Origin of the sequence: Streptomyces sp. MUM 203J (assembly GCF_022414595.1) — a bacterium.
Lineage (GTDB): Bacteria > Actinomycetota > Actinomycetes > Streptomycetales > Streptomycetaceae > Streptomyces.
In genome coordinates this window covers 1-12993 of record NZ_JADWYO010000057.1, presented here as the reverse complement: position 1 = coordinate 12993, position 12993 = coordinate 1, and the positions used below count along the sequence as shown (strand labels likewise).

Below are 12993 nucleotides of genomic sequence, written 5' to 3'. Positions count from 1 at the left end.
AGGAGGCGTGCGCGTCGCCCTCTTCGTCACCTGTGTCAACGACACCCTGTACCCCCGCACGGGGCAGGCGGTCGTCCGGCTCCTCGAACGCCTGGGGGTGACCGTCGGTTTCCCCCCGGAGCAGAGCTGCTGCGGCCAGCCGCAGTACAACACCGGGTACCGGCACGAGACCGAGCCGCTGGTACGGCGCTTCGACGCGGCGTTCGGTCCGTACGAGTACGTCGTCACCCCCTCCGGGTCGTGTGCCGCGATGGTGCGCGACGCCTACCCCCGCATCGGGGCACGCGCGGCGGCGGAAGGGCGCGGCCCGGGCCTGGCCGAGGCCGCCGGGCGCGCCGCCCCCAAGACGTACGAGCTGACCGAGTTCCTGGTCGACGTGCTCGGCGTGACGGACGTCGGCGCGTACTTCCCGCACACCGTCACCTACCACCCGACCTGTCACGGCCTGCGCGCGCTCGGCCTCGGGGACCGGCCGCGGCGTCTGCTCGCGCGGGTCGAGGGGCTGGAGCTGCGGGAGCTGGCGGACGCCGAGGAGTGCTGCGGGTTCGGCGGGACCTTCGCCGTGAAGAACCCGGCCGTGTCCGCGGCGATGGGCGCCGACAAGACGCGTGCCATCCGTGCCACCGGCGCGGGAACGGTCTGCGCGGTCGACAGTTCCTGCCTCATGCACATCGGCGGCACCCTCGCCCGGCAGGGGGCGTCCGTGCGGCCGGTGCATCTGGCGGAGATCCTGGCATCGACGAAGGAGGAACCGTTCGGATGAGCGAGAGCGGGAACGGCCGCGGCCGTACGGACCTCGGCATGCCCGCCTTCCCCCGGGCCGCCGCCTCCGCCGTGCGGGACGCGACCCTGCGCGGGAATCTGCGGCACGCCACGCACACCATCCGTGACAAGCGGGCCAAGGCCGTCGCGGAGCTGGCCGACTGGCATGAGCTGCGCGCGGCGGGGAAGGCGGTCAAGGACCGGACACTCCGTCACCTCGACCACTACCTCATGCAGTTGGAGGAAAGGGTCACGGACGCGGGCGGCGTCGTCCACTGGGCCGCCGACGCGGCGGAGGCCAACCGGATCGTGACGGACCTCGTGCGGGCGACCGGGGAGACCGAGGTCGTGAAGGTCAAGTCGATGGCCACACAGGAGACCGGGCTGAACGAGGCCCTGGAGGCGGCGGGCATCCGCGCGTACGAGACCGACCTCGCGGAGCTGATCGTGCAGCTCGGGCACGACCGGCCGTCGCACATCCTCGTTCCGGCCATCCACCGCAACCGGGGCGAGATCCGGGACATCTTCCGGAAGGAGATGGGCCGTTGGGGGCGCCCGGCGCCCGACGGCCTCACCGACACGCCCGCCGGACTCGCGGAGGCGGCACGGCTGCACCTGCGGGAGAAGTTCCTGCGCGCCCGGGTCGGCGTCTCGGGGGCCAACTTCATGGTCGCGGAGACCGGAACGCTCGTGGTGGTCGAGTCCGAGGGCAACGGGCGGATGTGCCTGACGCTGCCGGAGACGCTGATCTCGGTGGTCGGCATCGAGAAGGTCGTACCGACCTGGCGGGACCTGGAGGTGTTCCTGCAACTGCTCCCCCGCTCCTCGACGGCCGAGCGGATGAACCCGTACACGAGCATGTGGACCGGCACGACGGACGGCGACGGCCCCCGGGCCTTCCACCTCGTCCTCCTGGACAACGGCCGCACCGACACGCTGGCCGACGAGGTGGGGCGGCAGGCGCTGCGCTGCATCCGCTGCTCGGCCTGTCTGAACGTCTGCCCCGTGTACGAGCGGGCCGGGGGCCATGCGTACGGCTCTGTCTACCCGGGCCCGATCGGCGCGATCCTCACGCCGCAACTGCGCGGCACGGGAAGCGAGGTGGACGCCTCACTGCCGTACGCCTCGTCCCTCTGCGGGGCCTGCTACGAGGTGTGCCCGGTCGCGATCGACATCCCCGAGGTGCTGGTGCGGCTCCGGGAGCGGGTGGCGGAGGGCGGCGAGGTGACACAGAACGGGGTGCGGGTCACCCTGCGCCCCGCGAAGGGGCACGCGGCGGAGCGCGCGGCGATGCGGGCGGCCCGCTGGGCGCTGGACCGGCCGGGGGTGCTGCGGGCCGGTCAGCGGCTGGCGTCACGGACGCGGCGGCTCCACCCGGAGCGGCTGCCGGGCCGCGCGGGCCGGGCGTGGACGGAGACGCGGGCGCTGCCGGAGGTGCCGGCGGAGTCGTTCCGCGACTGGTGGCAGCGCACGAGGGGAGACGGTTCACGATGAGCGGGGAGGGCGTGTACGGAAGCCGGGAGCGGGTCCTGGCCCGTATCCGTCGGGCGCTCGCGGACGTGCCGCGCCACGGGGACGGCCCGGTCAGGCGGGCGTACCTGCGGGTCCACGGGGAGCGGACACCCGCGGAGACCGCGGACCTGCTGGCGTCGAACCTGGCGGACTACCGGGCGCTCGTGCACCGCACGACCGGGGACGCTCTGCCGGGCCTGCTGGCGCGGCTGCTCGGCGAGCGCGGGGCGGCCTCGGTGCTGGTGCCGCCGGGGCTGCCGCCGGGGTGGCTCCGGGCAGCGGAGGCCACCGCCGTGCCGGACCGCGCCGAGAGCACCCCCCGGGAGCTGGACGTGGTGGACAGCGTCGTCACCGGCTGCGCGGTGGCGATCGCGGAGACCGGCACCCTCGTCCTGGACGGCGGCCCCGGCCAGGGCCGCCGCCGCATCACCCTGGTCCCGGACCACCACATCTGCGTGGTACGGGTCCCCGACCAGGTCGTCGCCTCGGTGCCGGAGGCTCTGGAACGCCTCGACCCGCACCGCCCGCTGACCTGGATCTCGGGCCCGTCCGCGACCAGTGACATCGAACTGGACCGCGTGGAGGGCGTCCACGGCCCCCGCACCCTGGAAGTGGTCCTGCTGAGCGGGGCCTAGCGCACGGCGGCCTCGAAGGCCGCATAGGCCGGTGCGTCGAAGAGGACGAAACGGACCTCCTCCACCCGGGTACGCACCGTGCGGACGGTCTCCACGGCGATGCGGGCCCCGTCCTCCATCGGCCAGCCGTACACGCCGGTGGAGACGGCCGGGAACGCGACCGTGCGGGCGCCCAGTTCGTCCGCGACGCGCAGGGACTCGCGGTAGCAGGAGGCCAGCAGGGCCGAGCGGTCCTCGTCCTCGGCGTACACCGGTCCCACGGTGTGGATGACCCAGCGGGCGGGGAGGCGGCCTGCCGTGGTCGCGACGGCCCGGCCGGCGGGCAGGCCGCGGCCGTACCGGGAGGCGCGCAGGGCGCGGCACTCGGCCAGGATCTCGGGGCCGCCCGCGCGGTGGATGGCACCGTCGACGCCCCCGCCGCCGAGGAGTGAGGAGTTGGCGGCGTTCACGACCGCGTCGACGTGCTGCCGCGTGATGTCGCCCTGGACCAGGGTGAGGGTCGGGGTCGGCTGGCTCATGGACTTCATCCTGACAGCCCGGACGGGCGGTGTCGCGGGACTTCGGAGCCGTACGGGAGGTGTCAGAGCACCGCGCGCAGGTGCCGCCACACCGCCTTCGCCGCGTTGTGACCGGACATTCCGTGGACGCCGGGGCCGGGCGGCGTGGCGGAGGAGCAGAGGAACACCGCCGGGTGCGGGGTGCTGTAGGGGCGCAGCGACAGCCGGGGCCGCAGCAGCAGCTGGAGCCCGCGCGCGGCGCCGCAGGCGATGTCACCGCCCACGTAGTTGGCGTTGCGCGCGGCGAGCTCCGGCGGCCCGGCGGTGGCGCGGGCCAGCACGAGGTCGCGGAAGCCGGGCGCGAACCGCTCGATCTGGCGCTCGACGGCCTCCGTCAGATCGCCGTCCCAGCCGTTCGGCACGTGGCCGTACGCCCAGAAGACGTGCTTCCCCTCGGGCGCGCGGGACGGGTCCACCAGGCTCGGCTGGGCCGTGATCAGGAACGGGGTGTCCGGAGCCGTACCGCCGGACGCCTCGCGCAGGGCGGTGCCGATCTCACGGCTGGACGGGCCGACCTGCACGGTGCCCGCACGGCGCGGCTCCTCGGCGGTCCAGGGGACCGGGCCGTCCATCGCATAGTCGATCTTGAAGGCGGAGGCGCCGTAGCGGTAGCGGTCGTAGTAGGCGCCGAGCCCGGCGATCCGGGCGAGGGCGGTCGGGGAGGTGTCGAAGACGTACGCGCGGGCGGGCGGCAGCTCGTCGAGCCGTCTGACCTCGACGCCGGTGTGGACGGTTCCGCCGAGGTCGCCTACGTACGAGGCGAGCGCGTCCGCGATCGACTGCGAGCCGCCGCGTGGGAGGGGCCAGCCGTTGGCGTGCGCGGCGAGCGCGAAGACCAGTCCGATCGCGCCGGTGGCGAGCCCGCCGAGCGGGGCGATGACATGGGCGACGAGCCCGGCGAACAGCGCGCGCGCCCAGTCGTCGCGGAAGCGGCGCATCAGCCAGGTCGAGGGCGGCAGTCCGGTCAGTCCGAAGCGGGCGAGAGTGACCGGGTCCCGGGGCAGGGCGGTCAGCGGCAGCGACATGAAGTCCCGTGCCAGGGTGTCCCACTTGCCCGCGTACGGGGCTACGAGCCGACGGTACGCGCCCGCGTCGCGCGGCCCGAACGACGCGGCGGTCTCCGCGACGGAGCGGGACAGCACGGCCGCCGTGCCGTCGTCGAAGGGGTGCGCCATCGGCAGCGGCGCGTGCAGCCACTCCAGGCCGTACCTGCCCAGCGGCATGCCCTTGAAGGCCGGGGAACCGATGCCGAGGGGATGCACGGCCGAGCACGGGTCGTGGCGGAAGCCGGGGAGCGTCAGCTCCTCGGTGCGGGCACCGCCGCCTACGGTGTCGAGGGCCTCGAAAACGGCCACCGAGAAGCCTCTGCGGGCCAGTTCGGCGGCAGCGGTCAGCCCGTTGGGACCCGCGCCTACGACGACGGCGTCCAGCATCGCCGGCTTTGACGGCATGTTCGCCCCTCCTTCGCGCGCTGACTGAGGCCCAGCATATTCCGGTGTGGTGAACCGGCGGCGGGCGGCGGTCGCGGCCGGGGCCTTCGCGCGCCCCGCCCCCCTTCCGGCCGCGCTCGGCGTGCGCCCTCCGCCGTGCGGGGTCCGCCCCGGACCCGGCTGCCTCCCGGCGCTTCACGCAGCGGGAATGTCCCCGGAACGGCGCTCCTCCTCCGGCGCCGGACGAGCCCGGAGACGCCCTGGCGGTGCTCCTCCCGAAGCGCCTCGGACACCGGCCGCAGCCTCTCAGGCGCCTGAGGAGCGGCGGTCCGGCGACAACTCCCGCACCACCGGCGGAGCCGCCTGCCGAGGTGGCGGGAGGGCGGGGCGGGAAGCGGCTACTGCGCCGTCAGCAGGCCTCGTACCCGCTCCGCCGTCCCCGCGTCCCGCGCCGCCGCGAACGGCAGGGCGTTGCCGCCTCCGATGTGGAACGGGCGCCCCCCGACGGTGAGATGCGCCCCTCCCGCCTCCGTGAGCAGCAGCAGACCGGCCGCGTGGTCCCAGGCGTACTCCCAGGAGAACGCCAGCGCGTCCAGCTCGCCCCGGGCCACCGACAGGTACGCCAGCCCGGCCGAGCCGCACGGCCGGGCCTCGACGTCCGCGGCGGCGGCCAGCCCCAGCAGCGCGCGCTTCTGGTCGGGCGTCGTGTAGTCGGGGTGCGACGTGGCGACCCGCAGCACCGCGCCCTCCTCGGGCGCTCCCGCCCGCAGCCCGGTGCCGTTCAGCCGGGCGCCCCGGCCGCGTACCGCGACGGCCATCTCGTCCCGGGCGGGGGCGAACGTCCAGGACGCCAGCAGCTCGCCGTGCCGGGCGAGCGCGACGAGGGTGCAGAAGCCGGGGTCTCCGTGGACGAACTGGCGGGTGCCGTCCACCGGGTCGACGATCCACACGGGCGCGTCGCCCCGTACCGCCTCGTAGACGCGCGGGTCGGCGTGCACGGCCTCCTCTCCCACCACGACGGAGCCGGGCAGCAGCGCGGTGAGGGCGGCCGTGAGGTGTTCCTCGGCCGCCCGGTCCGCGACGGTCACCAGGTCGTGCGGGCCGCTCTTCTCGACGACCTCGTGCGCGGCGAGCTGCCGCCAGCGCGGCATGATCTCGGCCGCGGCAGCGGCGCGGACCGCGTTCTCGGCGGCGGAGAGGAAGGCGGCGTCGTCCAGCAGCTGATCGATCATGCTTCCATCACACCACGTTCCGGCCGCCCCGGCCTCGGCGGCCCGCCCACCTCGTCACCGGAGGCGGTTCACCCGGCCGCCTCGAGCACGGTGGGCCGGTGGGGCCGCCGCTCGAACCAGCGCAGCTCGTCCTCCAGTTGGGCGGCGAGGGAGATGAGCCGCTCCTCGCCTCCGCCGGGGCCCAGGAGCTGGGCGCCGACCGGCAGCCCGGAGCCGGTGAACCCGGCGGGCACGTTCACTCCGGGCCAGCCGAGCACGTTCCACGGCCAGGTGTAGGGGCAGGCCGCGGCCATCGTGGTGTCCGTGCGCAGGGCGGACATGCGGTCGAAGGTGCCGATCCGCGGGGGCGGCGAGGCCGTGGTGGGGGTGAGGACCACGTCGTACGCGGTGAACATCACCCCGATTCGGCGGTGCTGGCGGGCCTCGCGTGCGCGGGCGGCCCGCAGTACGGGGCCGCCGAGGCGGCGGCCCGTGCGGGTCGCGCCGAGGGTGCGCGGGTCGAGGAGGCCGGGCTCGGGGTGGCGGTCGGCGTAGGCGGCGACTCCGGCGGTGGCGCGCGGCAGGAAGCTCAGGCCCATGAGGCCGTAGCGGGGCCGCGCCTCCTCCACGGTGTGGCCGAGCCGGGCCAGGGTGTCCGCGAGGGCCGTGACGGCCCTGCGTATGTCCGGGTGGAGCGGGGCGGGAGCGGCGGTGAAGGGCGGGCGCCAGGCCAGGGCGACGCGCAGGCGCCCGGGGTCGCGGCGGGCGGCGGCCGAGGCGTCGATGGCGGGCAGCCTGAGCCCTTCGCGGGGGTGCGCCCCGGCGGCCGCGTCCAGCAGCAGGGCGGCGTCCTCGACCGTACGGGCCAGGGGGCCGTTGACGGTCAGGCCCTCGAAGCAGTCGTCGTACGGGTGGACGGAGACCCGGCCGCGCTGTGGCTTGATTCCGACCAGGTTGGTCCAGGAGGCGGGGATGCGGATGGAGCCCGCGCCGTCGGAGCCGAGGGCGGCGGGCACGAGCCGGGCCGCGACGGCGGCGGCGGAACCGCCGGAGGAACCGCCGGGGGTGTGGTGGCGGTTCCACGGGTTGCGGGTGGCACCGAAGGCGGGGCCTTCCGTGAACGCCCACTGGCCCAGCTCGCACGCGTTGGTCTTGCCGACGATGACGGCTCCGGCGGCGCGCAGCCTGCTCACGGCCTCACCGTCGGCGACCGCTGGCCGGATGTCCCCGGCTGTCCCGAAGTGGGTGGGCAGCCCGGCGAGGTCGGTGTCGTCCTTGACGGCGACGGGCACGCCGAGAAGGGGCGCGGTCTCCCCCGCGGCGAGCCTCCGGTCGGCCTCCTCGGCCTCTGCGAGGGCCTCCTCGGCACGGACGTGGCGGAAGGCGTTGAGAGTGGTGCGGGTCGCCTCGATCCGGTCGAGACTGGCCCGCACCAGCTCACCGGCGCTGACGCTCCCCTCGCGCAACGCGCGTGCCTGCGCGGCGAGTCCCAGGTCGGCCGGGTCGTGATCTGTGGTGGACATGTCGCCCAACCTACGGCCGCGGCCCCTGGGTGTCTGCGACCTGACGCGCCATCATAGATACTGTGTGACAAGGCTCATGGAGCCGACGCGGCCACCGTCACCGAGCCTGGCCCGCCAGAGCCGGGATGACGTCGGCGCCGTACGCGTCGATGGTGCCCTCGCGGTTGTCGTGCATGTCGTAGACGGCGAACTGGTCGACACCGAGGTCCCTCAGACGCCTCAGCTTCTCGATGTGGGCGGACGGCGGGCCGAGGAGGCAGAAACGATCCACGATCTCGTCGGGGACGAAGTCCGTGGAGGGGTTCCCGGCGCGGCCGTGGTGACTGTAGTCGTAGCCGTGCCGGTTCTTGATGTACGCGGTGAGCGCGTCCGGGATCATGTCCGAGTGCTCGCCGTACCTGGCCACCAGGTCGGCGACGTGGTTGCCGACCATTCCGCCGAACCAGCGGCACTGCTCGCGGGCGTGGGCCAGGGCCTCCGGGGAGTCGTCGGCGGTGACGTAGGCGGGTGCGGCGACGCAGACGGTGAGGGCGTCGGGGTCGCGGCCGGCCTCCTGTGCCGCGGTCCGGACGGCCTTGACCATCCACTCCGTCAGGAACGGATCCGCGAGCTGGAGGATGAACCCGTCTGCCTTCCGGCCCGCCAGGGCCAGGGCCTTGGGGCCGTACGCGCCCATCCACACCGGCAGCCTGCCGTTCTTGATCCACGGGATGCGCACGGGCTTGCCGTCCACCACGGCCTCACGGCCCTCCGCCAGGTCGCGGATGACGTCGATGGCCTCACCGAGCCGTGCCAGGGTGTTCGGCTTGCGGCCCGCGACACGCATCGCGGAGTCGCCGCGGCCGATGCCGCAGACCGTGCGGTTGCCGTACATGTCGTTGAGGGTGGCGAAGGTGGAGGCGGTGACCTCCCAGGTGCGGGTGCCGGGATTGGTGACCATCGGGCCGACGTGCAGCCCGGTGGTGCCCGCGAGGATCTGACTGTAGATCACGAACGGCTCCTGCCAGAGAACGGCGGAGTCGAAGGTCCAGCCGTAGCGGAAGCCGTTGCGTTCGGCGCGCTGCATGAGGCTGACGACCTCGGAGGCCGGCGGGTCGGTCTGGAGGACGAGTCCGAAGTCCATGAGGGCCTCCGTCAGTTCAGGTACTGGCAGGTGGAACGCGGGGTGTGGACGCCGTGTCCGGCACGGCCGGTGTAGGTGCGGCGGTCGATGACGGGGACACCGCGCGAGAGGACCGTCTCGACCCGGCCGGTGATCGTCTTCCCCTCGTATGCCGAGTAGTCGACGTTCATGTGGTGGGTCTCGGCCGACAGGGTCTGCGTGGCCGCCGGATCGTAGACGACCAGGTCGGCGTCGGCGCCGGGGGCGATGGTGCCCTTCTTCGGGTACAGGCCGAACATCCTGGCCGGGGTCGCGCAGGCGATCTCGATCCAGCGGCGGCGGCTGATGTGCCCGTCGACGACGGCCTGGTGCAGGAGGTCCATACGGTTCTCCACGCCCGGCAGCCCGTTGGGGATCCTGGAGAAGTCGCCCCGGCCCAGCTCCTTCTGGCCCACGAAACAGAACGGGCAGTGGTCCGTGGAGACCACCTGGAGGTCGTTGGTCCGCAGCCCCCGCCACAGCGCCGCCTGATGCGCGCGGGGCCTCAGGGGTGTACTGCACACGTACTTGGCGCCCTCGAAGTCCGGCTCCGCCAGGTTGTCGGTGGACAGGAACAGGTACTGCGGGCAGGTCTCACCGAACACCGGCAGGCCCTTGTCGCGGGCGGTGGCCAGCTCGGCGAGGGCCTCCTCCGCCGACACGTGCACGACGTAGAGGGGCGCCCCGGCCACCCGGGCCAGCTGGATGGCCCGGTGCGTGGCCTCGGCCTCCAGAAGGGCCTTGCGGACCTCGCCGTGGTAGCGGGGATCGGTCTCGCCGCGCGCGAGTGCCTGCTCGACGAGCACGTCGATCGCGAGGCCGTTCTCGGCGTGCATCATGATCAGACCGCCGTTGAGGGACGAGCGCTGCATGGCGCGCAGGATCCGGCCGTCGTCGCTGTAGAAGACCCCCGGATAGGCCATGAAGAGCTTGAAACTCGTGCATCCCTCCTCGACGAGCAGGTCCATCTCCTTCAGGGACGACTCGTCGACGTCCGAGAGGATCATGTGGAAGGAGTAGTCGATCGCGCAGCGGCCGTCCGCCTTGGCGTGCCAGGTGTCGAGGCCCTCGCGGAGCGAGTGTCCGACGGTCTGGACGGCGAAGTCGACGATCGTCGTGGTGCCGCCCCAGGCGGCGGCCCGTGTCCCCGTCTCGAAGTCGTCGGACGCGAAGGTGCCGCCGAAGGGCAGCTCCATGTGTGTGTGGGCGTCGACGCCGCCCGGGATGACGTACTTGCCGGTCGCGTCGAGGACGCGGTCGGCGGATTCCGCCCAGGACGCGGCGGGGCCGCTGCCGTGGGCGGCGAGCGCGGCGATCCGGCCGTCCTCCACGAGGACGTCGGCGTGGGTCTCCTCGGCGGCGGTGACGACCAGGCCGCCCTGGACGAGGGTGCGGGTGCTCACGGGTGCTCGGCCCCCTTCGGGTCGGCGGTGTTCACGGGCGCGGCCTCACCGGACCGTGCGGAGGGCCTGTTCGAGGAGCGCGGCGCCCTCCTCGGCCTCCGCGACGGTGAGGGTGAGGGGCGGGGCGACGCGCAGGACGCTGGTGTCGTGGCCGCCGCCCTTGCCGATGAGCAGGCCCCGGTCGCGTGCGGCGTCGAGGACGGCTGCGGCGGCCTCGGGTGCGGCGGCGCCGGTCTCGGGGTGGGCGAGCTCGACGCCGATCATCAGGCCCCGGCCGCGCACCTCCCGGACGAGGGGGATGCCCGCGCAGACGGCGCGCAGCCGCTCCAGGAGGAGCCCGCCGACCCGCCGGGCGTTGCCCTGGAGGTCGTGTTCGAGCAGGTACGAGAGGTTGGCGAGGCCGGCGGCCATGGTGACCGGGGAGCCGCCGAACGTGGAGATGGAGTTGGCGTTCAGACAGTTCATCACCTCGGCGCGGGCGACGACCCCGCCGACGGACATGCCGTTGCCGATGCCCTTGGCGAAGGTGAGAACGTCGGGCGGACCGCTCGCGGCGTGTGCCTGCCAGCCCCAGAAGTGCTCGCCGGTGCGGCCCCAGCCGGTCTGCACCTCGTCGCTGATCCACAGGATGCCGTGCCGGTTCAGGACCCGGCGGAACTCGGCGTACAGGCCGTCGGGCGGGGCGGTGAAGCCGCCGACGCCCTGGACGGGCTCCGCGATGAGCGCGGCGACCTCGCCGGTCTGGCCGATGAGGTCTTCGAGGTCCGCGACACAGGCGGCGGTGAAGTCGGCGTCGGAGAGGTGGGCGTAAGGGCCGCGGCTGCGGACGGCGCCGTGCACGTACAGGGTGCGCAGGGCGGAGAGGGTGCTGGTGGTCCAGGCGCGGTTGCCGGTGACGGAGACGGTCGAGAAGGACCGGCCGTGGTAGCTGTTGCGCATGGCCAGGATCTGGTTGCTGCGGCGGTAGGCGGTGGCGAGCAGCAGCGCGGTGTCGTTGGCCTCGGTGCCGGAGGTGGTGAAGAAGACGCGCGCGTCGGGGATGCCGGAGAGGGCGGCGATCCGCTCGGCCAGCTCCACCATGGGGCGGTTGAGATAGAGGGTGGAGGAGTGGATGATCCGCCCGGCCTGTTCGCTGACCGCCTTGGTGACCTCGGGCAGGGCGTGGGCGGTCATGGTGGTGAGGATGCCGCCGAAGAAGTCGAGATAGCGGTTTCCCTCGGCGTCCCAGACGTGCCGCCCCTCACCGTGGGTGATCTCCAGGGGGCGGTCGTGGTAGAGGGCGAGCCAGTCGGGCATGACGGCCTTGTGCCGCTCGTGCAGGTTCATGTGGCCGTTCACGGCTTCACCAGTCCCTCGTAGGCGTCGGGCCGCCGGTCCCGGTAGAACGCCCACTGCTGCCGCACCTCGTCGATCAGCCCGAAGTCCAGGTCGCGGACCAGGAGTTCCTCCTCCTTGTCGGAGGCGGGGTCCCCGACGAACCGGCCGCGCGGGTCGACGAAGTAGCTGGTGCCGTAGAAGTCGTTGTCGCCGTACTCCTCCTGGCCGACGCGGTTGATGGCGGCGACGAAGTACTCGTTGGCGACGGCGGCGGCGGGCTGTTCGAGCTGCCAGAGGTAGGAGGAGAGGCCGCGGTGGGTGGCGGACGGGTTGTAGACCAGCTGGGCCCCGTTCAGGCCGAGTTGGCGCCAGCCCTCGGGGAAGTGCCGGTCGTAGCAGATGTAGACGCCGACCTTGCCGACGGCGGTGTCGAAGACCGGCCAGCCGAGATTGCCGGGCCGGAAGTAGAACTTCTCCCAGAAGCCCTTGACCTGGGGGATGTGGTGCTTGCGGTACTTGCCGAGGTAGCTGCCGTCGGCGTCGATGACGGCGGCGGTGTTGTAGTAGAAGCCGGAGTCCTCGGTCTCGAAGACGGGGACGACGATCACCATGCCGGTCTCCCGGGCGAGGTCCCGCATCCGGCGGACGGTCGGGCCGTCGGGGACGGGCTCGGCCCAGCGGAAGTGCTCGGCGTCCTGCACCTGGCAGAAGTACGGGGCGTTGAAGACCTCTTGGAAGCCGATGACCCGGGCGCCCCGGTCGGCGGCGGCACGGGCATGGGCCTCGTGTTTGGCGATCATCGAGTCGGTGTCGCCGGTCCAGGTGGCCTGGACGAGCGCGGCGCGCACGGTGTGGGACATGAGCTGCTCCTTCGGCACGGCGACAGAGCTTCTACGCACGTAGAGCGCGTGCGTAGGAAGAGAACGTAAGCCTCGTCACATCCCGGGGCAAGACCGCCGCCACGCACCACAGGAGTCGATCATTTTTCGTACCCGAGTGGTCCATTACGGTCGCGGGGCCTGCGCTCCGGTTCAGGTCGCGATCAGCCGCGCGACCCTCAGCGCGTGCACCAGCGCGGTCTCCCTCGCCGGGGCCACGGCCCGTACGGCCGCCAGCACCTCGGGCACCAGCCGGTGCGGGGCGCAGGCGGCGAAACGGGCGGTGTCCTCCGGTGAGCGCACGTCGACGAACACCTCCACCAGAGCCCGTACCGCCCCGGTGGCGTCCTGCCGGGTCACCGCCGCCGCGACGTCCTCGGGCTCCCGGGCCACACCCTGGCGCAGCAGCTGCCGGGCGTCCTGCTCACGGCCCGCCCCGGCGAGCGCCCCGGCCAGGTCGGCCAGCCGCTCGGTGGGCAGGGCCGCGGCCTCCCACAGAAGGGTGGCCCAGTCCGCGGCGAGTCCGGCCCGGTGCAGGGCACCGGCGAGCAGCGGCAGCCGGACCGCGGGCCACCGGGCGGCCTCGCAGAGCAGCGCGTGCGCCTCGCCGCCGCGGCCTTGGGC

At 73.5% G+C, this 12993-nt stretch carries 11 protein-coding genes and 1 pseudogene; 3 read left to right on the top strand and 9 right to left on the bottom strand.

Translation table 11 applies throughout. The features are described 5' to 3' along the window. The first annotated feature begins 7 nt into the window (after nucleotides 1-7). From I3F58_RS23460 to I3F58_RS23450, 3 genes are read left to right on the top strand one after another with little or no spacing between them, the layout of a single operon-like run. Nucleotides 8-763, top strand: a complete 756-nt coding sequence (locus I3F58_RS23460; protein ID WP_240110653.1) for a (Fe-S)-binding protein — start codon at nucleotides 8-10, stop codon at nucleotides 761-763. After that, nucleotides 760-2256: a lactate utilization protein B gene (locus I3F58_RS23455; RefSeq protein WP_240110652.1), complete on the top strand. Its 1497-nt coding sequence runs from the start codon at nucleotides 760-762 to the stop codon at nucleotides 2254-2256. Before I3F58_RS23460 ends, I3F58_RS23455 begins: the two co-directional genes overlap by 4 nt. Further along, complete coding sequence (locus I3F58_RS23450) at nucleotides 2253-2909, top strand: LUD domain-containing protein (RefSeq protein ID WP_240110651.1); 657 nt, start codon at nucleotides 2253-2255, stop codon at nucleotides 2907-2909. Before I3F58_RS23455 ends, I3F58_RS23450 begins: the two co-directional genes overlap by 4 nt. Here I3F58_RS23450 and I3F58_RS23445 read toward each other — a convergent pair. The 9 genes and pseudogenes from I3F58_RS23445 to I3F58_RS23405 form a co-directional block, all read right to left on the bottom strand. Beyond that, a complete protein-coding gene (locus tag I3F58_RS23445) occupies nucleotides 2906-3427 on the bottom strand; it encodes an O-acetyl-ADP-ribose deacetylase (protein WP_240110650.1) in 522 nt (173 codons plus the stop codon). The two genes, I3F58_RS23450 and I3F58_RS23445, sit on opposite strands and share 4 nt — an antisense overlap. Before the next feature lie 62 nt (nucleotides 3428-3489). After that, on the bottom strand, nucleotides 3490-4917 hold the full coding sequence (locus I3F58_RS23440; RefSeq protein ID WP_240110649.1) for an NAD(P)/FAD-dependent oxidoreductase: 1428 nt from the start codon (nucleotides 4915-4917) through the stop codon (nucleotides 3490-3492). A 377-nt stretch (nucleotides 4918-5294) separates the two neighbouring features. Beyond that, the gene (locus I3F58_RS23435) at nucleotides 5295-6128 is read right to left on the bottom strand and encodes an inositol monophosphatase family protein (RefSeq protein ID WP_240110648.1); all 834 of its coding nucleotides are present in this window, start codon (nucleotides 6126-6128) and stop codon (nucleotides 5295-5297) included. A 68-nt stretch (nucleotides 6129-6196) separates the two neighbouring features. Then, nucleotides 6197-7630 carry an amidase gene (locus I3F58_RS23430; RefSeq protein WP_240110647.1) on the bottom strand — a complete coding sequence of 478 codons (1434 nt, stop codon included), beginning with the start codon at nucleotides 7628-7630 and terminating at the stop codon, nucleotides 6197-6199. Nucleotides 7631-7727: 97 nt separating this feature from the next. Further along, complete coding sequence (locus I3F58_RS23425; protein WP_240110646.1) at nucleotides 7728-8753, bottom strand: TIGR03842 family LLM class F420-dependent oxidoreductase; 1026 nt, start codon at nucleotides 8751-8753, stop codon at nucleotides 7728-7730. 11 nt (nucleotides 8754-8764) lie between these two features. Then, nucleotides 8765-10174 (bottom strand): dihydropyrimidinase, encoded by a 1410-nt coding sequence (gene hydA / locus I3F58_RS23420; RefSeq protein WP_240110645.1) that lies wholly within the window; start codon nucleotides 10172-10174, stop codon nucleotides 8765-8767. A 45-nt stretch (nucleotides 10175-10219) separates the two neighbouring features. Beyond that, nucleotides 10220-11500 (bottom strand): aspartate aminotransferase family protein, encoded by a 1281-nt coding sequence (locus tag I3F58_RS23415; RefSeq protein ID WP_240110674.1) that lies wholly within the window; start codon nucleotides 11498-11500, stop codon nucleotides 10220-10222. Between the two features lie 8 nt (nucleotides 11501-11508). Beyond that, nucleotides 11509-12351, bottom strand: coding sequence for a nitrilase-related carbon-nitrogen hydrolase (locus tag I3F58_RS23410; protein ID WP_240110644.1), 843 nt, complete (start codon nucleotides 12349-12351; stop codon nucleotides 11509-11511). A 171-nt stretch (nucleotides 12352-12522) separates the two neighbouring features. After that, nucleotides 12523-12993: pseudogene (locus I3F58_RS23405) on the bottom strand (hypothetical protein); the annotation flags it as partial.

Bases quoted from the DNA above. Each gene is read 5' to 3' on its own strand.
- I3F58_RS23455 (WP_240110652.1), top strand. From the start codon at position 760: ATGAGCGAGAGCGGGAACGGCCGCGGCCGTACGGACCTCGGCATGCCC.
- I3F58_RS23450 (WP_240110651.1), top strand. From the start codon at position 2,253: ATGAGCGGGGAGGGCGTGTACGGAAGCCGGGAGCGGGTCCTGGCCCGT.
- I3F58_RS23445 (WP_240110650.1), bottom strand. From the start codon at position 3,427: ATGAGCCAGCCGACCCCGACCCTCACCCTGGTCCAGGGCGACATCACG.
- I3F58_RS23440 (WP_240110649.1), bottom strand. From the start codon at position 4,917: ATGCCGTCAAAGCCGGCGATGCTGGACGCCGTCGTCGTAGGCGCGGGT.
- I3F58_RS23435 (WP_240110648.1), bottom strand. From the start codon at position 6,128: ATGATCGATCAGCTGCTGGACGACGCCGCCTTCCTCTCCGCCGCCGAG.
- I3F58_RS23430 (WP_240110647.1), bottom strand. From the start codon at position 7,630: ATGTCCACCACAGATCACGACCCGGCCGACCTGGGACTCGCCGCGCAG.
- I3F58_RS23425 (WP_240110646.1), bottom strand. From the start codon at position 8,753: ATGGACTTCGGACTCGTCCTCCAGACCGACCCGCCGGCCTCCGAGGTC.
- I3F58_RS23415 (WP_240110674.1), bottom strand. From the start codon at position 11,500: ATGAACCTGCACGAGCGGCACAAGGCCGTCATGCCCGACTGGCTCGCC.
- I3F58_RS23410 (WP_240110644.1), bottom strand. From the start codon at position 12,351: ATGTCCCACACCGTGCGCGCCGCGCTCGTCCAGGCCACCTGGACCGGC.